Here is a 21,268-nt window from a genome sequence, read left to right as displayed (position 1 = left end):
CTAGTCTGCTGCAGGAGCTTGCGTACCTCGTCCCCCCCCGATCTTCAAGCCGCCATTGGCAAGCGCCGTAACCAAATAGCGGCTGCCATCACGCGGGCCGCTACTCGTGAATGCCGCACCCAGAGGCGCGCCAACTGCCGGATACGCTGCTGCTCAGCCGTCAGCGGCTTGCCGATACCGGGCTGGGCCGGGCAGCACATGTCGAACGCCGACCGGTACCAAGTTGACTCCGGTGTCCGACGGGCGCTCAGCGTGCAAATGGCATCGCCCCGCGGCCCCCCTTCAGGCCACGGCGCTGACGGCAACGGCCGGCGATACGGGCATGGTGAACGCGAAACACACCTTGCCGCCCTGGGAACTCACATCGAGCGTGCCGCCGTGCGAGCGCGCAATCTCGGAGGCGATATACAGCCCGAGCCCGAGTCCCTTCTGGGCCTTGCTGGATGGCGAGCGCCAGAAGGGCTTGAACAACTGCGACACGACATGCGCCGGCAGGGGTTCGCCCTCATTGGCCACGGACATGAAAAACCTGTCTTCTGTGCAAGTGACGAATACATTCACCTCGGTGCCGGGGTTGCCGTGGACGATCGCATTCTTGACCAGGTTCGACAGCATTTGACTGAGCCGTCCCGGATCACAACGAAGATTGATGCCCGGCTGTATGAGCTCCACGATGTGCGCTTCCGGATGGACTTCGCGTAACTCGGCAATGACTTGCATGAAGTGCAGTTCGAGCGCATGTTCGTCACGGACATCCAGCGCAATGCCACCGCCCAGGCGGCCACGCGTGAAGTCGACCAGGTCATCGACCAGCACCGACATCCTGCCGACGCCACGGCGCATGCGCTGCAGGATGCCCAGGGTGGCAGGGTCCGTCGACTCCGATCCGAGCAGTTCGACGCCGTACTGCAGAGCGCTCAGCGGTGTACGCAAATCATGGCCCAGCACGGCAATGAACTGCTCTCGCAGTTCGGCCGTCTCGCGTTCGGACAGCAGCGCGGTTTGCGCCAACGCATGCTCATGCTCGGCTTCCAGCTGGGCCGACACGAGCTGGGCAAACAACTCGAGCGTGGACAGCGTTGTCGGTGTCGACAGGCGCATCGGTTTCGGATCGAGCCCGCACAGCGTGCCGAAGTAGCTGCCATCGCGCCGGAAGATCGGAACCGAGAAGTAACTCTGAAAACCATAGATCCGGGGGGTGGGGTGATCGCGATACTGTTCGCTTTCCTGGACATGATCGATGACGATGGTTTTCGCGGTGCTGCGCACCTCGTCGCACAAAGTCGTCGTCACGTCGAGACCGTCACCGACCTTCAAGCCGAAATCGAGCTGATCCCGGACCGCGCACGTCGTCCACGACGTTGCGGTCACATGCGCGATCGCGACGAAGCCCAGGCCAGTAAGCGATGCGACCGTCTCAAGAATTTGCGGCACGGCACTGATGGCCTGGATCCCGCGCACACTCGTCACCACCTCTGTACTCATCGCTGAACTAGCCTGGAATTTGCAATCGACTCGTCATATTAGCATTCGCTGGCTTCTTGCCAACAAAAGGATCTTGGCCGTTGACAGGCCGCGGAAGAGGAGCGAAGCAATGAAAGCCTCCCTTCCCGTTGGGGGAGCGGCTCCGATGCTTCGTCTAATGCAGGCAACTGCGCTTGTGCAGATACATTTCGCGGTCCGCAGACTGCACATAGTCGAGCAATGCCGCGCCGCTGCCCGGGTCGCATTGCACGGCACCGGCGCTCACCGCGAGCAGGTAACTGCGTTCCTGCATCAGGTTGAACGCGCGCAGATTGTCCTGAAGCCGCGCCAGTATCACGCGCGGATGCGCATCGTCGAGTGCGAACGCCACGAACTCATCGCCCCCAAAGCGCGCCAGCACGTCGCTGTCGCGCAGGGATTCGCGCAGCACGCTGGCCGCGTCCTGAATCAGCTGGTCGCCCGTGGCATGGCCGAGCTGATCGTTCACCAGCTTCAGACCGTCGATGTCGGCATAAATCACGGCGCAACCGGCCTGCTTGCGCCGTGCCAGCTTGAACATGTGCTCGGCCCGGACGAAGAAGCCGCGCCGGTTGTTCAGGCCGGTCAGGACGTCGGTCAGCGCGAGCGCGCGCGCCGCGCCTTCGGATTCGTCGCGGCGGGCCAGTTCATCGGCATGTGCCAGGGCAGCGCCCACCATCTGTTCGTGCTGAACCGACACCAGGACCTCGAGCGAGGTGCGCGCCGCGATCCGGCCGAGGGTCGCGATGACCAATTCCATTATCGTGCTCAGCAGGCGGCGCCGTGCGTCCCAGGTTTCCGGCGCCGCATCGCCGGTCCAGCCGGCGGCCAGCACGGCCATGGCGTGCCGGGTCGGCACGCCCACCAGCATCGTGCGCGGGTCCATCACCGCAGTCTCGTCCGCTCCGCTGTCCAGCCGGGCCAACGCCATGCGGTACTGATCGTGACCGGACGCCGCCTTGGCCGGAGTGCCAGCGTGGTCGAAAGCAATGCATTCGTTGACCTCGCCGCGCACCAGCAGCAAGGCACGGTCGATGTGCGTAAGCTCCACCATGGCCCCGCCTGCCAGCGCGAGCGCAGCGAAGGGCTGGTCAGCCTGCATCAATTCGCGCGACATGGTGAGCAAGGCGCGCAATTGCCGCACTTCCAGGTCTGGATCCCGTTCGGTGATGTGGGTCATGGTAGCTCTCCGCTTCCATCTGGCCCGCAGCCCTAGGCTGCGGGTTATTGGCCGTCCGGAAAAGTCGGCGTGATCGCTTCGGAGACCGCCTGTCCCGCACTCTCGCGGCGGCGCAGGGAAGGATGGCCGAGCACGCGTGCAATCACATGCTCCGGAACATGCTTATGCCGCATATAGCGTCCGGCGAGTTCGGCATTGCGCGCTGCCAGGATATTCAGCCCGCGTGCGACGGCATTCGCCGCCAGCCCGTCGCGGCGCCGCTGACGCTCGTTGATCAGCATTGATTCTCCATCAAACTACGCTGGAACAGGCGACACATCGGAATGATGCCTGCATATGTTCAAACGGCGGTTCGATTCACTATACGCGCCGCACCGCCAGGGCGCCAGCGCTTTTCGTGGCGTCGCGAGGAACATGTACATGCGCTCTTCGGTCGCTGCATGCGGTGGGCGCACCGTGGCTGGCCGCCGGCGCGAAGGACGGCGACATTCCGCCCTCAGGCAACATGCAACAGGACGGCGAAGTAGTGGCAAATGCTGCCGGCCAGGACGAACAGATGCCAGATCCCGTGACCATGGCGCACCTTGTGGTCGGTGGCATAAAACACGATACCGGCCGTGTACGACAAGCCGCCCGCCGCCAGCCAGGCGAAGCCGGCGCGGCCGAGCCCGTCGACCAGTGGACCGGTACAGGCGATGGCGAGCCAGCCCATCACGACATAGATGACGAGCGAAAGCACGCGGCGCCGTCCCGCATACAGGAGCTCCTGCGCGATTCCGAGCACGGCCAGGGTCCAGACCACAGCGAACATGGTCCAGCCGATGGTCCCGCGCAGCGTCACCAGCGTGAATGGCGTGTACGTGCCCGCGATCAGCAGGTAGATCGCGCAATGGTCCATCTTGCGCAGCACGTTCTTGGTTGCGCCGCGCAGGCTGTGATACAGGGCGGAGGTCAGGTAGAGCAGCAACAGCGTGACCGCGTAGATGCTGAAGCTGAAGATCTTCCATGCATCGCCACTGCGCGCCGCCACGTCCACCAGCAGCACGCCGCTCACGACAGCGGCCACCGCCCCCACCGCATGCGTGATACTGTTGAAGCGTTCACCGTAGACCATGCGCCGCCTTTCGCACGCGAGGCTCGGCCTGGGCGCGGCCGGCCCGCGTGGCCGGCCGACGTGCATCATTCGGGTACCCGATGGCCGAAAACAGGGCTCCCGGAGCGCGCGACGCGCCGCTGCCATGGCCGTGTCAGCACGCGCAGCGCCACCTCCAGCGAAACCTGATTCTTCGCCAGCGCCTCGGCTGCGGATCGGATGCTGCAGGCGCGGTGATTGCTCACGATAGCATCGATTAATATGGCATTCAGGCGGTCGAGACGGGTACGCATCCTTCAGTCTAGCACCCTGCCGATGAACGCAAAAATTATATTTTTTGCCAGATAAAGCAGGTAACTGATTTCGTGCTACTGTGGCTCCCTGACCAAGGAGCATTCCATGCACGCCGAGCCGAAATCGCACTACAAAGGCTACACCATCGTGGCGAATCCGGTCGAGACGATCCGCAGACGCTTCATGGCCATTTTCACGATCTATGAAAGCGAACATGCGACCTTCCCCTTATGCCATCACCAGGCGGTCGGAACCAAGGGGTTCATGACCGTCGAAGAAGCCGTCAGCAATTCCTTCGACAATGCGCGCAAGTGGATCGACAGTCGACACACTGCGAATATGCACTGAAGCCCCAGCATCCTTTTGCATGCTCGCGCAGGTGGCCATTCCCGCACCGACAATGGCATGGTCACCATCCCGCACCACTTTCACCCACGACCGGCGGCAGTGCACTCTCACCGGCGCGATGCGCGCATCCGAATCGCATAGCATTCGTCAACATTCGAACAATCATGCAAAACCGCGCTGACGCGAACACGATGGAATTCACAATGCTCGACGAGCCATACCTTGGCTACATGATCGAGTGGGCAACCACGCCATCGCAGAATCAGCCCACAATGTGGCTGGGACACTTTCACGCGTTCAAGGAAGGCGAGTGCCCCGTCAGAGGTTCGCTAGTCAATTTACAACGCAGCGCTGCGGACGCGCACCTGAGGGTGATCCGTGTCGCAAAATCCAGAATCGATGCGGCGGTTCTTCAACAGCCCCCCATCCGTCCCTCGCGATCCTGAGCCAGCGGCCGCTTCTGGCTAAACCTGCTGCCGGAAACGCATTGGGCAGGCGCGCCGGCCTCGGGCCGAATCATCGATAACCATGCGTCGAAAACATGTTGAACATGGCTCACAGTGCCCGATACGGTGATGAAAAGGGGTAGCGCACACGCCAGCGGCGGCGCGACCGCATGGTCGGCGCCGCCGCGAGGCTTGCCCCAGGGACCCGGGGGGAGGATTCAAATATCAACGTGGCGGCGACGACGCGTCGCCGCCGGCCTGGCCGGGGCCGCCTTGCGGGTTGCCGGGGTTGCGCGGCGGGCCAGCCTGGCCATCGGGCCTGGCATCTGCGGCTTCCCCGTGGAGCTGGTTCAGGTACTCGGCGCCGATGTTGGCGCCGCGCTTCGCCTCCTGCAAGAACGCGTCGCGCGAATTCTTGACGGTTTCCTCCTGCTGGCGCAGGTTCTTGTCGGCTTCTTCGGCCGACACGCGGGTCACTTCACTGGCCAGCGCGCGCGCGGTTCGGGAGGTTTCCTGCACATGCTGCTCGCTCGCGCGGGTCAGGTCGACCTGGGTGGCGGCGGCAAGCTGCGACAGCTGCTGTTGGTACGAACGGAGCTTGTCGGTGGTGGGCTGGGCGCACGAGGCCGCTGCCGACAGGGCGTCAGTGGGACGATCGGCGGTCAGCATGCGCTGGATGGTGCCGGTCGCCTCTTCGAGCAGGGTCTGGCCCAGCTGCATGTTCAATTGGAAGACCTGCTGGAACGAGCGCGACATCGCTTGCGACAACTCGTTCAGGAAGGCGCTCTGGGCGTCGATGTGCGTACGCACGGCAGGATTGACGGATTGGGGGAACGGATACATGGCGTACCTTTCAAGGTATGAAAAACGGATGGGATGGGCATGCGAGCGCCGGATGCAATGCATTGACAAGTCCGGCGGGAATGGCAGCACGGCAGGTGCCGGCTGGATGAGGACGATCAGGGCAGATCGCGTTTGACCATCACACTATGCGCTCTTTTCGGCGTCCCTGCGGCCGATTCGCGTATCTATTTTCCCGCCATGGCAGGCGGCAAGACATTACTGATGAATACAACTGAAAATGGACACCACGTTGCGTGGCAGCCCCGGCAAGCACGCAAGCAAGTACCGCCAAGCCATTTATTGTTATAAACTTGACAATAAAAATGAGGCTGCTACACTCCATTTGCCTGGTCATTGGGCCACGCCAAACAGCTTGTAAGACGCGCCAAGAGGCGAGCACCGATGCCAGCTAAAGACGCCATGCCTTATCGAGTGCTCATCCTCTCCCCCGACGCCGACGACGTTCGCATCCTGCGCCAGGCACTGGGCAACGCACGCGACGGACCCTTCGTTCTGGAAGACGCTGCCACCCTGGTGGACGGACTGCGCCGCATCCGAGGCGGCCAGATCGATGCGATCCTGGTCGATCTGCTGCTCCCGGACAGACAGGGCCTTGCTTGCTTCGACCGCTTGTACGCCGAAGCACGCCATACACCGATCCTCATACTATGCGGACTCGACAATGAAGCCGACGCCATCGAGGCGGTACAGCGCGGTGCGCAGGGCTGGTTGTCGAAAGGTTTCTTCGACAATTACCTGGTGCCTCAATCGCTACGCAACATCATCGAGCGCATGAAAGTCGAGCGGGGATTGTACGTTGCCCAAGCCCGTGCCGAAATCACGCTCAACTCGATCGGCGATGCCGTCGTCTCGGTCGACATGGCCGCGCGCGTGGACTACCTGAATATTGCGGCCGAACTGGTCTGCGGATGGTCGCGCGAAGAGGCGCGCGGACGCCCCGTCATCGAAGTGATCGATCTGGTCGATGCGGACAGTGGCAGCACGATTGCCAGCCCGATCGACGACGTCCTTCATACGGACCAGCCCACGAACCTGAGCGGCAACGCCATCCTCGTTTCACGCCAGGGCCAGCGCATTCCGATCGAAGATTCCGCCGCGCCCATCCATGACTGGGATGGGCAGCTCGTTGGCGCCGTGATGGTGTTCCGGGATATTTCCGACACCGTGGCCCTGACGACCAAGATGCGGCACCTGGCGCAGCACGACTTCCTCACCAACCTGCCCAACCGAGCCCTCCTGAACGACCGCATCACCCAGGCCATCGCCCTGTCCAGGCGCAACGATACCGCCCCGGTACTGCTGTTCCTCGACCTGGACAAATTCAAGCACATCAACGACTCCCTGGGACACGCGGTGGGCGACCGCTTGCTGCAGGCGGTTTCGCAGCGCCTGGTCGCCTGCGTTCGTACGTCCGACACGGTCAGCCGCCATGGCGGGGACGAATTTGTGATCCTGCTGGCCAATGAGCGGCGCGCGCGCGATGCGGCGCTGGCGGCCGACAAGATCCTGCGTGCGCTGTCGACCCCGTTCTTGATCGACGCCCACGAGCTGCATACCTCGACCAGTATGGGAATCAGCGCTTTTCCGCTCGACGGGACCGATGCCGCCACCCTGATCAAGAACGCCGACACCGCCATGTACCACGCCAAGGACCTGGGGCGCAATAATTACCAGTTCTTCCGCCAGGACATGAACACGCGCGCCGTCGAGCGGCAACTGATAGAGACCAGTTTGCGCCGGGCGCTGGAACACGGTGAATTCACGCTGCACTATCAGCCCAAGATCGACCTGCAAACCGATTGCATCACCGGTGTCGAAGCCCTGCTGCGCTGGGAGCATCCGGAATGGGGACTGGTCATGCCGGAGCGTTTCGTATCGATTGCCGAGGAATGCGGCCTGATCGTTCCGATCGGACGCTGGGTGTTGGGCGAAGCGTGCGCGCAACTGGTACGCTGGGTCGGTATGGGAATCCCGAATCTATCGGTCTCGGTGAACGTTTCTGCTTTGGAATTTCGCCACCGGGATTTCTTCACGCACGCAGTCGCGATCTTCGATGCCACCGGCGTGGACCAGACACATATCCAGCTCGAGCTGACCGAGAGCGTACTGATGCACGATGTCGCCGCCAGTGCCCTGCTGCTGGCCAAGTTCAAGGCAATGGGCGTACAGATCGCGGTCGATGACTTCGGCACCGGATACTCCAGCCTCAGTTATCTGAATGAATTCCCGATCGACGTGCTCAAGATCGATCAGTCCTTCGTCAAGGCGATCGACGTGCGGACGGAGGCGGGACGCAACGGCGCGATCGTCAGCGCGGTCATCGACATGGGCAAGAACCTGCACAAGCGCGTCATCGCCGAGGGTGTCGAGGACGAGGCGCAGCTCGCTTTTCTCAAAGACCACAACTGCGACGAAGGCCAGGGCTTCCTGTTCAGCCAACCGGTGAGCGCGGTGCGGATGCAGGCAATGCTCGGCAATGGCGGGCGTTGCTGAGCGGTCTGCGGCATGCCATGTCCTGGTGATGATGATTCCACCACGCGAATCTCATTGCTGGCGCAATTTTTCCGCTTTCTTTATTTTTTTGTCCGCCTTTTTCTCTTTTGGGGTCTTGGCAGGTTCTTTTTTGGCGGATTTCTTTGCGTCCTGACTTTTGCTCATGATTTTCTCCATATCGAGGTGGCTGGATTGCCATGCATGATCGAACATTCGGTGACCGGGAATCCCGTTGGAGTTCCTTGGAGAAGGCGAAGCAGACGTAGTGTCCGAGGTCAGGCGACCAACATACAGCAGTTGCACCACTCAAGACAGCGATTTCGGTATGGATGCGCAAACAGGCCTTCGCACGCGACCACGGTGGCAAGCTCAGTACCGCGGCAAAATAGCCGGCGCTCTGGCCAGGTAGGCACGCCAATCAAGGGCGCTTCGGCATCCTTCAAGCCGAGCGGAGCTGGTCGAACCGGCCTGCAGCCGGATTGCGTTCGAACGCCTGGACCCATGCCGTGCCGTCGAGAATAGCGACGGATGTCGACGTACGCCTCGAACGGCTACAACTCGTCACGACACGGATCGGTCGCAGGCAGCTCCTCGATGGTGGTGACGATGGATCCCATGCTGGCACGATGCGGGAGCCGCCGTTCGCGCCTGCGTGGTATGCGCCAGCGATGTCAGGTGCTGGAACGACCTCGGGCCCGGTGGCGGCGCCAGCCTGCAGGCGCATCTTGGCAGCGCCTGCATCGCCATCGCGCGCAAAGGCGTCGATGCGCTCGGCATGACTAGTCTCACCGCCCGCTTCGGTGCCCGGTCCCTCGTGGCCCTGTACAGGAACGCCGAGTAGTGCGCAACGCACCGGGCCGGTTCAGATTTGGGAAGCACGCATGGCCAGCGCGCCCAATGTCACATCCTGCATCCGCTCCAGCATGAACGCTTCGGTGGCGCGGAACACGGCGCCCAGCTCCGCCACCACCGCCCCCTCTACCGGGCAGGTCTTGTGGTCGACCGCTACGTCGATTGCCAGTACCGACGGCGAGCCGAGCGCTTCATGGACTTCGCGCACCGTGACGCCGTCGACGGCGCGCGCGAGCGACCAGCCGCCGCCGGCGCCGCCGTCCGATGTGACCAAGCCGGCCCGCTTGAGGGGCGCCATCGTGCGGCGCACCACCACCGGGTTCGTTCCAAGCATTTGCGCGATCGTGTCGGACGTGGTGCGGCCGCCCCGCTTGTCCATGTGAATCAGCACATGCAGCATGCGCGACAACCTGGCGTCGTGTCTCATCCCTGCCCCGGCATCGTCATTGTCATTGTCATTGTCATTGTCATTGTCATTGTCATTGTCATTGTCATTGTCATTGTCATTGTCTTTTATCACTCCTCTCAATCCGTAACACAATATGTTACGCGACTTGACCGCACCCAATGCGCAACATATGATGTTACGCATTGGCCAGTCAGGAGAGTCGTATGCAGCGCAAATCGGTCGATGTGAATGGAATTACCCTTTCCTACCTTGAAGCCGGCCAGGGCCCGGCGATACTTCTTTGCCACGGCTTCCCGGAAACCTCGCGTTCATGGCACAAGCAGATCCCCGCGCTGGCCGCGGCCGGCTACCGCGCCATCGCCCCGGACTTGCGCGGGTACGGCGAGTCGTCCTGCCCCACGTCGAGCGATGAATACACGGCATTCCATGTTGTGGGCGACCTGATTGCCCTGATGGATGCGCTGTCGGTCAAGCGCGCCGTCGTCGTCGGCAACGACTGGGGCGCCACGATCGGGTGGCAGATGGCGCTCATGCGCCCGGACCGGGTCTGCGGTGTCGTCGCGTTTGGCGTGCCGATGATGGGCCGCGCCCCGAAGCCGCCAACGCAGCTTTTCCCACGCACGAACCACGCGCTGTTCTACACGCTGTATTTTCAGGAGCCGGGCCTCGCCGAGCGCGAACTCGACCGCGACGTGTCCACCACGCTGCGCCGGATTTACCACGCCGCGTCGGGCGATGCGGGCCCGCGCCGGCCGGGTGACGGTACGCCCAACCCGTTCGGAATGGTATCTCTCGAACGCGGGTTGCTGCACGACCTGCCCGAGCCGGCCGGCCTGCCGGCGTGGCTCGCCAAGGCCGATTTCGACGCCTACGCCGCTGCCTTTGCACGCAGCGGTTTTCGCGGCGGACTGAGCTACTATCGCAACCTGGATCGCAACTGGCAGCTCCAAGCCAGCCTGGAAGGCATGCGGGTCGGGGTGCCGGCGCTGTTCGCCATTGGCGCGCGCGATGTCGGCCTGTCGATGCCGGGCATGGACCGTATCATCGACGCCATGCCGACACTCGTGCCGCGCCTTCGCCCGCCGGTCACCATCGACGATGCCGGACACTGGCTACAGCAGGAGCGGCCCGATACGGTCAACGGCTTGATCCTGTCGTTTGTCGCTTCGCTACCAGACTAAGGGTGCAGGTCCTGCCGCGACGTCGCAGCCGGCATTGGCCGGTGCGCTCTGCAGCGCGTGTCGCCGTTGTTCGGATAGCCTGAGCTGGCATTAAATGGAAGAAGCAGCTGAAGTGCTACGAGTCTGCTAGACGCCTGGAAGTCTACGGGATTGTTTTCGTCAAGTTTGTCGGCACGCACAAGCAGTACGACGCTATCGATACATAAACTACCGAGGGATCTCATGGACATTAAACCTATTCGTACCGAAGTGGACTATCCAGCAGCGCTGCGCGAAGTGGAATCGCTCATGAATGCCGAGTTCGGAACGCCAGAGGGCGACCGTCTCCACGTGCTGGCCACGCTGGTCGAAGCCTATGAAACAAAACACTTTCCGATGGAAGTCGCGGACCCGGTCGAGGCCATTAAATTCCAGATGGACCAGAAGGGTCTCACCGTCAAGGATCTTGAGCCGATGATTGGCCGGTCCAACCGGGTGTACAAGGTGTTGAATCGCCTTCGCCCTTTGACACTCCCCATGATCTGGAAACTGCACAAGGGGCTTGGCAAACCTGCCGAGGCATTAATTCAGCCGCCGAAGGGCACAGCCGTTGTGTGAGCAGACTGCTCCGGCGTAACTCGCGCTTACCAGCCTCCACGAGAACCGGGGCGATTCAGTTTCAGCTCCATCAAAAGCGCAGCAGCATGCTCCGCCGCAGGCGCAGTTCAGCACCGCGAGCCTTCCTCGCATGATGCATATCGATGCAGTGAGACGGCAGGAACCTGCATCGATCTCTCCCGAGGCCCCATGCGCAGCTCGATTTTCCAGTCGCGCCGAGGCCGGTCCACAACGACGTGTGGCACCGGCGCGGCAGCGCGAATCAGAGCTCGAACGACTGTACCGCGGTCACCGGCCGATCGAGGCGATCGCATTCGTACCTGTTCAGTGCATCGGTAACCGATTGGTGCAACTCGGCAGGACCCGACAATCCCGGCACGTCGACCACCCGCCCGTTTTCGATGCGGACTCGCGCGACGACGACCGCTTTCGCACCGGTCGCTGAATAGCCAGCCGGCAGCGTTGGCGGCACCATGTTCCTGCACACAGCCTTGACCGGTACGGCGGCAGCGGCATTCGTTACACGCTGGAGATGCATCAATCGGGACGCGATATGTGTCCTCATGGCTGACAACGGTGGGAACGAATCGCGCCCGACCTTCGTTTCGAGCACCTCGATGATATGCCAGCCGAACTTGGTCTGGACTGGCTCGCTCGACAGGCCCGACGGAGCCAGAGCTACCATGCCTTTCGAGAACTCATCGATGAAGAACGATGGAACCGCCCAGCCCAGGTCGCCTCCCTTCTCTTTCGAGCCCCGATCGGTGGACACGGCGCCGGCAACTTCACCAAATCGCTGTCCCGCCTTGATGCGCGCGAGCGCAGCAAGCGCTTCCCCGCGTGTGCGCAGCAAAATGTGCCGCACCAGGTATTCCTGCACTGGCTGCGTGGCGGCCACCAGCCGATCGTACTCGCTCTGGATTTCCTGATTGCTCGGCTCGCGCACGGCAACCTGCGTTGCGACGGTGATGGGCGTCGTCGGGTCGATTCCCATGGCGGCGCGATGTGCGACTGAACTGATCACCTTGACCATGACGCCATTCCTGCACGTGTCGGCGACGCCGTCGAGTGCGAGGACAGTCGCCTGTCCATAGTCCGGAATCATCAGTTCGTCGCCAACCTTCGTCTGCCGCGCCACGCAATGCGAGGACGGTCGTTTGCGCTCTTCGTCGGACGGAAGCTTATCGGTGCTGGCCAGGTTTGGAAATTGCGGATCGGGACACCGGGTGGCATGGGCGCCATGGATGCGCGTGGCGATGACCGCCACGCCTTTCGAAGTCGAGGTTTCATTGCCACTACCTACCCCGGAGGGGATACAGGCGTCACCGGGCTGCACAGCCGGCATAATGATCACAATAGGGGCGCCCGCGTTGCCGGCATATGCGCTACTTGTCACCATTGCTGATAGCGCAAGCGCGAGCATCAGTCGACGCGTCGCCGCTGTCGGTCGTGTCTCTGGCATCGTCGATCAGCGCAGATTTAACTCGACCACGGCTTTTCGCAGGCCCATGACGCTAAAATACGCAGGGTATGTTTCTGCCAGATACGTGCGCATGGCAAGCTCCTCGTCGAACGCGTCCAGCTTGAAACCTTTTTCGGAGACATCCATCCGAATGTGCCCGATATAAGTGATGGTATTGGCTTCGACCCTGAACCGATTGGTCGACTGCAGCCAGGCAAAGCGCGGATAGACGTTCAATTTGCTGAATGTATATTCACCGGCGTCGACGGGAATCAGCTGGAAGCCGTTACCAGCCTTGAGATTGACCCAGCCTTTAGCGCCGACTAATTCCTCGCCGAAGCGGCTTGCGAACGTCGATTCTTCGATGTAATCGACGTACGTCACGTATGCATCGGCGTTCGAAGTGACATGAACGGCCAGCAAACCCTGGTTCGGCTTCAGAGGTTCGCCATCCCGCGCCTGTCGCGAGCTGGCGCAGCCGCTCACTGCCACAATCACGCCGAGCACGATCATCGAATATCTTAACCGCGCGGTGATTTTTCTAAACACGTTTATCTCCTGAAGGACAGACGGGCATTACGATATTGTTGCGCCACTTTGACCGATGCGGAGACTAGCAGATTACCGGCAATAAATACAGGTTTATGAAATGTGTCTGCTTATACAAGCAACGATGTCTGGAACGAGCGAGCCCAGACTCACGTGCGCAGGTCGGTACATCAGATAGGCGCACCACGGAGGTGGATATCTGGATAATCATGCGGAGATTGTAGTGATGGGGCCGGAGCCGACCTGATCGAATGCGACCGTTTTTCCAGCATATTCATTGTTGGCGGAACCGTTGCAGGTAGCGAATCACCCCGGCTTTCACGGGCGCCGGTTTAGGTGAGTCAGGACGCATGGCCTTGCGAACATGCCGGACTTGTCCGTTAGTGCGAACGTGTGATTTCATCAGATATAGGGTGCGAGTGGTAACGCCACGGGTTTTGGTGCTATCGAGATATGCGTCGTCTCGCGTCGTAAGGCAGCGCACTGTTTTCGCAGGTTTTCGTGAAATTTCAGGACAGAGGTAGACCCTGAGTTTTATCGGGATAAGCCCATAGCGAAACGGACTGAAATACCAACCCCTTCCCCTCCAGCTTTTCTACAATACCCCTGCTGAGCCCATCTGCAGCGGCTTGCTGGGCCGCTGGCCATGTCTACCGAGTCGGCTCGACCACCTATAAATTTTATTTGGCCTTTATGCGACCAATAAAAACAAAACGGGCCTCGAATGAGGCCCGTCCGTTTATTATTTGGAGGCGAGGACGGGAGTCGAACCCGTCTAGACGGCTTTGCAGGCCGCTGCATAACCGCTTTGCTACCTCGCCAGAGGATATAGTGCGCTTGATCGATGTGAACGGTTATGAAACACATCAACAAGGGAAGAAGGAATCTTCCTGAATTCTGGAGCGGGAGAAGAGTCTCGAACTCTCGACCTCAACCTTGGCAAGGTTGCGCTCTACCAACTGAGCTACTCCCGCTTAGGAGTGATACTACCGATCGTAAAACCTGGAGCGGGAGAAGAGTCTCGAACTCTCGACCTCAACCTTGGCAAGGTTGCGCTCTACCAACTGAGCTACTCCCGCATGGAGTCTTACAATGTACAACTTACTGCGCGCTGCCCAGTTCAGGAAACTGGAGCGGGAGAAGAGTCTCGAACTCTCGACCTCAACCTTGGCAAGGTTGCGCTCTACCAACTGAGCTACTCCCGCGTACAGAACAACGATTATGACAGAACTTTGACGTTTTTCCAAGATCGCTTTACAGCTTTGCAATCTTTGGAGCGGGAGAAGAGTCTCGAACTCTCGACCTCAACCTTGGCAAGGTTGCGCTCTACCAACTGAGCTACTCCCGCTTCGTCTTTCATTCTGTTGCGTTGTTGTCGCAACAGGCAGGCATTATAGAGATTCTATTCTGTACGTCAAGGATGCCACGAAACAAATTAAATCGCCCCCGCCTTCTCCTTGATCAGGGGCCAGGCGCGGCGCAGATAATAGAACATCGACCACACCGTCAGCACGCCCGCCACCCACAGCAAGTACTCGCCCCAGAAGTGGATGTCGATGCCGAACAGGCGGTCATGGAACAGCAGCATCGGGATCGCCGTCATCTGGGCCGCGGTCTTGATCTTGCCGATCGAGCTGACCGCCACCGAGCGGGTGGCGCCGATCTGGGCCATCCACTCGCGCAGCGCCGAGATGGTGATCTCGCGGCCGATGATGATGCCGGCGATGATCGCGTCCACGCGGTCCAGCTGGACCAGCACCAGCAGCGCGCCGGCCACCATCAGCTTGTCCGCGACCGGGTCGAGGAAGGCGCCGAAGGCCGAGGTTTCGTTCCATCGGCGGGCCAGGAAACCGTCGAACCAGTCGGTGATGGCGGCGACGATGAAGACCGCGGTGGCTGCCAGATTACGCTCGGGAAGCGTCATCCAGTCGACTGGCAAATAGAACAATCCGACAACGAGGGGAATGAGCGCGACGCGTAACCAGGTCAGGAGAATCGGTATATTGAGGGGCATGAGAGAGCTGATTACCGTGGAAAAATGCTTGGCCGTTAGTCTACATGGGTATGCTGGTTTGGGCCAGTTGACTCATCCGTATGCGGCAGCGTGGGGGTAGATCGCTCAACGGTTGGCTGGCCCTGGAGGTTGACCGTGGGGGAATCTCGATGCGGAATGGATGTGATGGTGCGTTCGCTGAACGCCTGGACGGCGAAGCCATCCACCCTACCGACGAGCGCCGTGGGATGGACGACTTTGTTGTCCATGCGCTCTACCTCAATGCAGCTGCCTGTAGATTTCTTCCGCCAGCGCACTCGAGATTCCCTCGACCGTCATCAGGTCTTCGACACTGGCATCGATCACCCCGCGCAGCCCGCCAAAGCGCGCCAGCAGGCGCTGGCGGCGCTTGGCGCCGATGCCCTCGATCTCTTCCAGGCGCGATGCCTGACGCGCCTTGGCGCGCTTGGCGCGCATGCCCGTAATCGCAAAGCGGTGCGCCTCGTCGCGGATCAGGGCCACCAGCATCAGCGCCGCCGATTCCTTGCCCAGCTCCTGGGCCGGGCGGCCGTCGGCGAAGATCAGGGTCTCCAGGCCCACGCGCCGCCCTTCTCCCTTCGCCACGCCGACGATCATCGAGATGTCCAGCCCCAGCTCGGTAAACACCTGGCGCGCCATCTCCACTTGCCCCTTGCCGCCGTCGACCAGCACGATGTCGGGCATCACGCCCTCGCCGCCCGCCACTTTTTCGTAACGGCGGGTCAAGACCTGGCGCATGGCGGCGTAGTCGTCGCCCGGCGTGATGCCGTTGATGTTGAAGCGGCGATATTCTCCGTTCTGCATCTGGTGGTGCTGGAACACCACGCACGAGGCCTGGGTCGCCTCGCCCGCGGTATGGCTGATGTCGAAGCATTCGACGCGCAAGGCGTCCAGGTCTTCGCTGTCGAGCTGCAGGGTGTCGGCCAGCGCGCGCGTGCGCGCCTGCTGCGAGCCCTGCTCGGACAGCAGCCGCGCCAGCGCGATTTCTCCGCCCTTGCAGGCCATCTCGAGCCACTGGCGGCGCTGGCCGCCCGGCTGCAGCACCAGGCTGATGCGGTGGCCGCACTGCTCCTGCAGGGCCATGATCAGCTCGGGCTGGTCGAATTCCACGTTCAGGATCAGGGTGCCCGGGATGAACTGGCCGGCGTAGTGCTGGGCCAGGAAGGCGCACAGCACCTCCACTTCGATCGGGCACTCCCCCAGCGATTCGCCGACGTGGCTCGGGAAGTAGGCGCGGTCGCCCAGGTGGCGTCCGCCACGCACCATGGCCAGGTTGACACAGGCGCGTCCACCCTGCACCACCACCGCGATGACGTCGACGTCGGCGTCGCCCGTCGTCTCCATGCTTTGCGCATGCAGCACCTTCGACAGCGCCTGGATCTGGTTGCGCACCGACGCCGCCTGCTCGAACTTGAGCTCCATCGCATAGTTCTGCATCTTCTGCTCGAGGTCGGCCATCACCTCGCTCTGGCGGCCGCGCAGGAAACGCGCCGCGTTCTCGACGTCGAGCTTGTATTCCTCCGGCGCGATCAGCTTGACGCAGGGCGCGCTGCAGCGGCCGATCTGGTGCAGCAGGCAGGGGCGCGTGCGGTTGGCATAGACGCTGTCCTCGCAGGTGCGCAGCTGGAAGACGCGCTGCAGCAGCTGGATCGATTCCTTCGCCGCCCAGGCGCTGGGGAAAGGACCGAAGTACTGGTTCCTCTTGTCCAGCGCGCCGCGGTAATACGCCATGCGCGGCGCCTCGCCGCCCGTGATCTTGATGTAAGGGTAAGACTTATCGTCGCGGAACAGGATGTTGTAGCGCGGCTTGAGCGTCTTGATCAGGTTGTTTTCCAGGATCAGCGCTTCGGCCTCGCTGCTCACCACCGTCGTTTCCAGGCGTGCGATCTGCGACACCATCATCGCGATGCGCGGGCTGGCCAGGTTTTTCTGGAAATAGCTCGAGACACGGTTCTTGAGGTTGCGCGCCTTGCCGACGTAGAGCACGTTGTCGGCCGCATCGAAATAGCGGTAGACGCCGGGCAGGCCCGGCAAACGGTTGACGACGGCCAGCACTTGCGCGCGCACGTCGGCATCCACTTTCGGGCTCAGTTCGCGGTTGGCTTCGGCGCGCATTTCCTCGCGCGCGTCCGACAGGCGCTCGCGGCCCAGCCGCGCGGCCAGTTCGGGAGTGAGTTCGACGGATGGATTGCCGGTTGCTGCGGGTTTTGCTTCGGACATTACTCTGCCAATGATGGTGATGCCAACGGCGCCTGGGTCACGATCACGAAGGCGACGCCATAGTCGGCCTCGTCGCTGATCGTCACCTGGGCGCTGAGCTGGTGCTCGCGCATGAAGTCGCCAAGGGCGCCGCTGCAGACGATGACCGGCTTGCCGCTCGGGTCATTCAGCATCTGCGCGGAACGCCAGGTCATGGGCATGCGCATGCCAAGACCGATGGCTTTCGAGAACGCCTCCTTGGCCGAGAAACGTGTGGCCAGGAAGCGCAGGCCGCGCACCGCGTTCTTGGCGCTGCGGGCATGGTATTTTTCCAGCTCTTGCGGGCCGAGGATCTTCTCGGCGAAGCGCGGGCCGCTGCGCGCGAGGGCAGCCTCGACACGCGAGATCTGGACGATGTCGGTGCCGATGCCGTAGATCATATTCAGGCCCCGGCTTTCGCGGCGTACGACACGCCCAGGCGCGCCGCGACCATGATCGCCTTCATCTCGCGCACCGCGTTTTCCCAGCCGGCGAACAGCGCATGCGCCACGATGGCGTGGCCGATGTTCAGCTCGTGCAGGTCGGGAATCGCCGCGATCGGCTGCACATTGGTGTAGTGCAGGCCATGGCCGGCATTCACGCGCAGGCCGCGCTTCGCGCCTTCGTGCACGCCCAGCTTGATGCGTTCCAGCTCGTGCCCCACTTCATCGCCTGCCGCCTCGGCATAACGCCCCGTGTGCAACTCGATCACGGTGGCGCCGACGGCGGCCGCCGCTTCGATCTGGCGCGCATCGGCATCGATGAACAGCGAGACGCGGATGCCCTCTTCCTTCAGCTGCTTCACGGCCGCCTCGACCTCATTGTAGTAGCGCACCACGTCCAGGCCGCCCTCGGTCGTGACTTCCTCGCGCCGCTCCGGCACCAGGCACACGTCCTGCGGTTTCACCTGGCAGGAGAAGTCGATCATCTCCGGGGTGACGGCCGCTTCCAGGTTCATGCGCGTCGCCAGCAGCGGGCGCAGGGCCAGCACGTCGGCATCCTTGATGTGGCGGCGGTCTTCGCGCAGGTGCAGCGTGATCAGGTCGGCGCCCGCCTGCTCGGCCAGCAGCGCGGCGCGCAGCGGGTCTGGATACGTCGTGCCGCGCGCATTGCGCACGGTGGCGATGTGGTCGATGTTCACGCCCAGGTCGATCACCTGGCCGGCGGGTTGCAGGAAGCTCATAGTATTCTTTTTACAGTTGCATCAAATCGATCAAAATCTGGCGCGTATTGAGCGGCTGGCCGCCCAGGTGGTGCGCCAGCAGGAAGCGCATCAATTGCTTGCTCTGCGCCTGGGTCGCCGGATCAGTATAGTCCTCGCGCTCCATATCCAGCAGGGTCTTGCCCAATACGACGGGCCAGACTTCGCCGGCGCCCGCCGCGCGCGCGCCGCGCTCCGGATCGACCACGTAATCACGGCCCGGCTCGACCCGGTCGCGGCTGCTCGTGCAGCGGCCGAGATCGGCTGCCACGCCTGTTTCCTTAAGTAAGGCTCTTTCGAATTTTCGCAAGACGATTTGCGCCGGTTCGCCGTGGGCGAGCTGGTTCAGGGTCGAGACGTAGTGATCGAACAGGGCCGGATGGCGGTCGTCGCGCGCCAGCAGTTTGACCAGCAATTCGTTCAGGTAGAAGCCGCACAGCAGCGCCGTGCGCTCCAATGGGAGCATGCCGCCCACCCACTCGGCATCGATCAGGGTGCGCAGTTCGGACTTGCCACTCCACGATACCGAGAGGGGCTGGAAGGTCTGCAGCACGCCGCGCAGCTTGGAGAACGGGCGCTTGGCGCCTTTCGCCACCACCCCCACCCGGCCATGGTCGCGGGTGAACATGTCGATGATGAGACTGGTTTCTTTGTAGGGATAGCTGTGCAGCACGAAACCGGGCTGGCCGACGATGCGGCTGGCCACTGCCGAAGCGCGCGGGCGCTTGCCGGCGGCCGGAACCGCCTGCTCCGGCGCGTCGTCGATGAATTGGTCGTGGCTGGACATGCGCGTGGCTAGCGTCCCTCGCCCTTACTCGTAACCGTAAGCGCGCAGGCCCGCTTCGTTGTCGGCCCAGCCGGATTTGACCTTGACCCAGATCTCCAGGTAAACCGGGCCGCCAAACAGTTTCTCCATGTCGAGGCGCGATTGGGTGGAAATCTCCTTCAGGCGTGCACCCTTGTTACCGATGATCATCGATTTATGGGTGTCGCGCTCGACCAGGATCGCGGCGAAGATGCGGCGCAGATTGCCTTCCTGTTCGAACTGTTCGATCACGACGGTGCTGGTGTACGGCAGTTCGTCGCCCAGCAGGCGGAACACTTTTTCGCGCACGATCTCGGCCGCCAGGAATTTCTCGCTGCGGTCGGTGATGTCGTCCGGGCCGAAGACCGGCGGGTTTTCCGGCAGATGGCGCTTGATCTCGGTTTCCAGCGCATCGACCTGGAAGCGCAGCTTGGCCGAAACCGGCACGATGGCGGCGAAGTTGAATAGGGCCGAGATCTTTTGCGCGAACGGCATCAGGACCGCCTTGTCCTTCACGCGATCCGATTTATTGATGACCAGGATCACCGGGACGTTTTTTGGCAGCATGTCCAGCACCTGCTGGTCGGCCGGGCCGAAGGTGCCGGCTTCGACCAGGAACAGGATCGCGTCCGACGACGTCAAGGTGTTCGAGACGGTCTTGTTCAGCGTCTTGTTCAGCGCGTTGGCATGGCGGGTCTGGAAGCCCGGGGTATCGACGTAGATGTATTGCGCGTCGTCGCGGGTCTGGATGCCGGTGATGCGGTGGCGCGTGGTCTGGGCCTTGCGCGACGTGATCGATACCTTGGCGCCGATCAGAACGTTCATCAGGGTCGACTTGCCGACGTTCGGGCGGCCGACGATGGCGATATAGCCACAACGGAAGTTGCCGCAGCTGACATGCTCTGGAGTGGCGTTCATGCTTTTTCTGTTCCTGGTTGTTCTGCCTGGGCGGCCGATGTGGTTTCGCCCTGATTGGTACCGATGCCTGCCAGCTTCAACTGGGGCGAGCGCTGGCGTGGCTTGCGCGCGCCCGGCGTCTTGGTCAGCGCTTTCTGCGCCGCGTCGAGCGCCAGGCTGGCGGCGGCCTGCTCGGCCGCGCGGCGGCTCCCGCCGCGGCCGAACACCTGCACGTTCAGCTTCGGCACCAGGCATTCGACTTCGAATTCCTGGCTGTGTGCGGCGCCGTGGGTGGCCACCACATTATAGGTCGGCAGCGCAATGCGCTTGGCCTGCAGGAATTCCTGCAGCAGGGTCTTGGCGTCCTTGCCGAGCGTGGCCGGGTCGACCGTCTCCAGCAGCGGAATATAAAAGGCGCGGATCGTGTCGCGCGCGCTGTCGAAGCCGCCGTCGAGGAAGATCGCGCCGAGCAGCGCTTCCAGGGTGTCGGCCAGGATCGACGGCCGGCGGAAACCGCCGGACTTGAGTTCGCCCTCGCCCAGGCGCAGGAATTGCGACAGGTCAAGCTTCTGGGCGATCTCGAACAGCGCCTGCTGCTTGACCAGGTTGGCGCGCAGGCGCGACAGGTCGCCCTCGTCGAGCGTGCCGAAACGTTCGTACAGCACCGAGGCGACGACGCAGTTGAGGACCGAATCGCCCAGGAATTCCAGGCGCTCGTTATGCAGACTGCTATGGCTACGGTGGGTCAGGGCTTGCTGCAGCAGCCCGATTTCCCGGAACGTATACCCCAAGCGCGTTTGCAATAACTGAAGATTCATTGTTGT

The 21,268-nt window shown here is 62.1% G+C and carries 21 protein-coding genes and 5 tRNA genes; 5 read left to right on the top strand and 21 right to left on the bottom strand.

The window, feature by feature from the left end:
- Nucleotides 1-282 precede the first annotated feature (282 nt).
- The 5 genes from DIR46_RS22800 to DIR46_RS26785 form a co-directional block, all read right to left on the bottom strand.
- Nucleotides 283-1,485 (bottom strand): GAF domain-containing sensor histidine kinase, encoded by a 1,203-nt coding sequence (locus DIR46_RS22800; RefSeq protein ID WP_109347274.1) that lies wholly within the window; start codon nt 1,483-1,485, stop codon nt 283-285.
- A 154-nt stretch (nt 1,486-1,639) separates the two neighbouring features.
- Nucleotides 1,640-2,683 carry a GGDEF domain-containing protein gene (locus DIR46_RS22795; RefSeq protein ID WP_109347273.1) on the bottom strand — a complete coding sequence of 348 codons (1,044 nt, stop codon included), beginning with the start codon at nt 2,681-2,683 and terminating at the stop codon, nt 1,640-1,642.
- A 44-nt stretch (nt 2,684-2,727) separates the two neighbouring features.
- Complete coding sequence (locus DIR46_RS22790; RefSeq protein ID WP_109347272.1) at nt 2,728-2,964, bottom strand: hypothetical protein; 237 nt, start codon at nt 2,962-2,964, stop codon at nt 2,728-2,730.
- Between the two features lie 215 nt (nt 2,965-3,179).
- On the bottom strand, nt 3,180-3,797 hold the full coding sequence (trhA, locus tag DIR46_RS22785) for a PAQR family membrane homeostasis protein TrhA (RefSeq protein ID WP_109347271.1): 618 nt from the start codon (nt 3,795-3,797) through the stop codon (nt 3,180-3,182).
- Between the two features lie 65 nt (nt 3,798-3,862).
- Nucleotides 3,863-4,069 (bottom strand): hypothetical protein, encoded by a 207-nt coding sequence (locus tag DIR46_RS26785; protein ID WP_162819596.1) that lies wholly within the window; start codon nt 4,067-4,069, stop codon nt 3,863-3,865.
- A gap of 106 nt (nt 4,070-4,175) precedes the next feature.
- Here DIR46_RS26785 and DIR46_RS22780 point away from each other — a divergent pair, with 106 nt between their 5' ends.
- A complete protein-coding gene (locus DIR46_RS22780) occupies nt 4,176-4,418 on the top strand; it encodes a DUF6566 family protein (RefSeq protein ID WP_109347270.1) in 243 nt (80 codons plus the stop codon).
- Nucleotides 4,419-5,089: 671 nt separating this feature from the next.
- Here DIR46_RS22780 and DIR46_RS22770 read toward each other — a convergent pair.
- Nucleotides 5,090-5,707 carry a phasin family protein gene (locus DIR46_RS22770; RefSeq protein WP_109347268.1) on the bottom strand — a complete coding sequence of 206 codons (618 nt, stop codon included), beginning with the start codon at nt 5,705-5,707 and terminating at the stop codon, nt 5,090-5,092.
- A gap of 402 nt (nt 5,708-6,109) precedes the next feature.
- Between DIR46_RS22770 and DIR46_RS22765 the strand changes: the two genes are divergently transcribed.
- Both DIR46_RS22765 and DIR46_RS22760 read left to right on the top strand, forming a co-directional pair.
- Nucleotides 6,110-8,221 (top strand): putative bifunctional diguanylate cyclase/phosphodiesterase, encoded by a 2,112-nt coding sequence (locus DIR46_RS22765; RefSeq protein WP_229446365.1) that lies wholly within the window; start codon nt 6,110-6,112, stop codon nt 8,219-8,221.
- Nucleotides 8,222-8,873: 652 nt separating this feature from the next.
- Complete coding sequence (locus DIR46_RS22760; protein WP_109347266.1) at nt 8,874-9,062, top strand: hypothetical protein; 189 nt, start codon at nt 8,874-8,876, stop codon at nt 9,060-9,062.
- Nucleotides 9,063-9,083: 21 nt separating this feature from the next.
- Here the strand turns inward: DIR46_RS22760 and DIR46_RS22755 are convergent, their stop codons facing one another.
- The gene (locus DIR46_RS22755) at nt 9,084-9,500 is read right to left on the bottom strand and encodes an Rrf2 family transcriptional regulator (protein WP_109348119.1); all 417 of its coding nucleotides are present in this window, start codon (nt 9,498-9,500) and stop codon (nt 9,084-9,086) included.
- Between the two features lie 185 nt (nt 9,501-9,685).
- Between DIR46_RS22755 and DIR46_RS22750 the strand changes: the two genes are divergently transcribed.
- Entirely contained in the window at nt 9,686-10,663 is a 978-nt protein-coding gene (locus DIR46_RS22750; RefSeq protein ID WP_109347265.1) for an alpha/beta fold hydrolase, read from the top strand.
- A 222-nt stretch (nt 10,664-10,885) separates the two neighbouring features.
- Nucleotides 10,886-11,260: a helix-turn-helix domain-containing protein gene (locus DIR46_RS22740; protein ID WP_109347264.1), complete on the top strand. Its 375-nt coding sequence runs from the start codon at nt 10,886-10,888 to the stop codon at nt 11,258-11,260.
- A 262-nt stretch (nt 11,261-11,522) separates the two neighbouring features.
- Here the strand turns inward: DIR46_RS22740 and DIR46_RS22735 are convergent, their stop codons facing one another.
- From DIR46_RS22735 to rnc, 14 genes are all read right to left on the bottom strand, one after another.
- Nucleotides 11,523-12,683: a peptidylprolyl isomerase gene (locus DIR46_RS22735; RefSeq protein ID WP_162819595.1), complete on the bottom strand. Its 1,161-nt coding sequence runs from the start codon at nt 12,681-12,683 to the stop codon at nt 11,523-11,525.
- Nucleotides 12,684-12,728: 45 nt separating this feature from the next.
- Nucleotides 12,729-13,235 (bottom strand): hypothetical protein, encoded by a 507-nt coding sequence (locus DIR46_RS22730; protein WP_109347262.1) that lies wholly within the window; start codon nt 13,233-13,235, stop codon nt 12,729-12,731.
- Nucleotides 13,236-14,018: 783 nt separating this feature from the next.
- Nucleotides 14,019-14,092, bottom strand: a tRNA-Cys gene (locus DIR46_RS22725).
- A 77-nt stretch (nt 14,093-14,169) separates the two neighbouring features.
- Nucleotides 14,170-14,245 (bottom strand) — tRNA-Gly (locus DIR46_RS22720).
- Nucleotides 14,246-14,274: 29 nt separating this feature from the next.
- Nucleotides 14,275-14,350: transfer RNA gene (locus DIR46_RS22715), tRNA-Gly, on the bottom strand.
- Nucleotides 14,351-14,400: 50 nt separating this feature from the next.
- Nucleotides 14,401-14,476: transfer RNA gene (locus DIR46_RS22710), tRNA-Gly, on the bottom strand.
- Nucleotides 14,477-14,543: 67 nt separating this feature from the next.
- A tRNA-Gly gene (locus DIR46_RS22705) sits at nt 14,544-14,619 on the bottom strand.
- 87 nt (nt 14,620-14,706) lie between these two features.
- Nucleotides 14,707-15,285, bottom strand: coding sequence for a CDP-diacylglycerol--glycerol-3-phosphate 3-phosphatidyltransferase (gene pgsA, locus DIR46_RS22700; RefSeq protein ID WP_109347261.1), 579 nt, complete (start codon nt 15,283-15,285; stop codon nt 14,707-14,709).
- 258 nt (nt 15,286-15,543) lie between these two features.
- A complete protein-coding gene (gene uvrC / locus DIR46_RS22695) occupies nt 15,544-17,418 on the bottom strand; it encodes an excinuclease ABC subunit UvrC (protein ID WP_109348117.1) in 1,875 nt (624 codons plus the stop codon).
- Between the two features lie 104 nt (nt 17,419-17,522).
- Complete coding sequence (acpS, locus tag DIR46_RS22690) at nt 17,523-17,942, bottom strand: holo-ACP synthase (RefSeq protein ID WP_109347260.1); 420 nt, start codon at nt 17,940-17,942, stop codon at nt 17,523-17,525.
- A gap of 2 nt (nt 17,943-17,944) precedes the next feature.
- Nucleotides 17,945-18,724 carry a pyridoxine 5'-phosphate synthase gene (pdxJ, locus tag DIR46_RS22685; protein ID WP_109347259.1) on the bottom strand — a complete coding sequence of 260 codons (780 nt, stop codon included), beginning with the start codon at nt 18,722-18,724 and terminating at the stop codon, nt 17,945-17,947.
- 10 nt (nt 18,725-18,734) lie between these two features.
- Entirely contained in the window at nt 18,735-19,529 is a 795-nt protein-coding gene (gene recO / locus DIR46_RS22680) for a DNA repair protein RecO (RefSeq protein ID WP_109347258.1), read from the bottom strand.
- A 24-nt stretch (nt 19,530-19,553) separates the two neighbouring features.
- Nucleotides 19,554-20,465, bottom strand: a complete 912-nt coding sequence (gene era / locus DIR46_RS22675; RefSeq protein WP_109347257.1) for a GTPase Era — start codon at nt 20,463-20,465, stop codon at nt 19,554-19,556.
- Nucleotides 20,462-21,235: a ribonuclease III gene (rnc, locus tag DIR46_RS22670; protein ID WP_229446364.1), complete on the bottom strand. Its 774-nt coding sequence runs from the start codon at nt 21,233-21,235 to the stop codon at nt 20,462-20,464. Before rnc ends, era begins: the two co-directional genes overlap by 4 nt.
- Nucleotides 21,236-21,268: the final 33 nt, after the last annotated feature.

Source organism: Massilia oculi, assembly GCF_003143515.1.
Classification (GTDB): domain Bacteria; phylum Pseudomonadota; class Gammaproteobacteria; order Burkholderiales; family Burkholderiaceae_D; genus Telluria; species Telluria oculi.
This window is presented reverse-complemented; position numbering and strand designations above follow the sequence as displayed.

Excerpts from the sequence above, each read along its gene's own strand:
- DIR46_RS22800 (WP_109347274.1), bottom strand. The coding sequence starts at position 1,485 with ATGAGTACAGAGGTGGTGACGAGTGTGCGCGGGATCCAGGCCATCAGT.
- DIR46_RS22795 (WP_109347273.1), bottom strand. The coding sequence starts at position 2,683 with ATGACCCACATCACCGAACGGGATCCAGACCTGGAAGTGCGGCAATTG.
- DIR46_RS22790 (WP_109347272.1), bottom strand. The coding sequence starts at position 2,964 with ATGCTGATCAACGAGCGTCAGCGGCGCCGCGACGGGCTGGCGGCGAAT.
- trhA (WP_109347271.1), bottom strand. The coding sequence starts at position 3,797 with ATGGTCTACGGTGAACGCTTCAACAGTATCACGCATGCGGTGGGGGCG.
- DIR46_RS26785 (WP_162819596.1), bottom strand. The coding sequence starts at position 4,069 with ATGCGTACCCGTCTCGACCGCCTGAATGCCATATTAATCGATGCTATC.
- DIR46_RS22780 (WP_109347270.1), top strand. The coding sequence starts at position 4,176 with ATGCACGCCGAGCCGAAATCGCACTACAAAGGCTACACCATCGTGGCG.
- DIR46_RS22770 (WP_109347268.1), bottom strand. The coding sequence starts at position 5,707 with ATGTATCCGTTCCCCCAATCCGTCAATCCTGCCGTGCGTACGCACATC.
- DIR46_RS22765 (WP_229446365.1), top strand. The coding sequence starts at position 6,110 with ATGCCAGCTAAAGACGCCATGCCTTATCGAGTGCTCATCCTCTCCCCC.
- DIR46_RS22755 (WP_109348119.1), bottom strand. The coding sequence starts at position 9,500 with ATGAGACACGACGCCAGGTTGTCGCGCATGCTGCATGTGCTGATTCAC.
- DIR46_RS22750 (WP_109347265.1), top strand. The coding sequence starts at position 9,686 with ATGCAGCGCAAATCGGTCGATGTGAATGGAATTACCCTTTCCTACCTT.
- DIR46_RS22740 (WP_109347264.1), top strand. The coding sequence starts at position 10,886 with ATGGACATTAAACCTATTCGTACCGAAGTGGACTATCCAGCAGCGCTG.
- DIR46_RS22735 (WP_162819595.1), bottom strand. The coding sequence starts at position 12,683 with ATGCTCGCGCTTGCGCTATCAGCAATGGTGACAAGTAGCGCATATGCC.
- DIR46_RS22730 (WP_109347262.1), bottom strand. The coding sequence starts at position 13,235 with ATGATCGTGCTCGGCGTGATTGTGGCAGTGAGCGGCTGCGCCAGCTCG.
- pgsA (WP_109347261.1), bottom strand. The coding sequence starts at position 15,285 with ATGCCCCTCAATATACCGATTCTCCTGACCTGGTTACGCGTCGCGCTC.
- uvrC (WP_109348117.1), bottom strand. The coding sequence starts at position 17,418 with ATGCGCGCCGAAGCCAACCGCGAACTGAGCCCGAAAGTGGATGCCGAC.
- acpS (WP_109347260.1), bottom strand. The coding sequence starts at position 17,942 with ATGATCTACGGCATCGGCACCGACATCGTCCAGATCTCGCGTGTCGAG.
- pdxJ (WP_109347259.1), bottom strand. The coding sequence starts at position 18,724 with ATGAGCTTCCTGCAACCCGCCGGCCAGGTGATCGACCTGGGCGTGAAC.
- recO (WP_109347258.1), bottom strand. The coding sequence starts at position 19,529 with ATGTCCAGCCACGACCAATTCATCGACGACGCGCCGGAGCAGGCGGTT.
- era (WP_109347257.1), bottom strand. The coding sequence starts at position 20,465 with ATGAACGCCACTCCAGAGCATGTCAGCTGCGGCAACTTCCGTTGTGGC.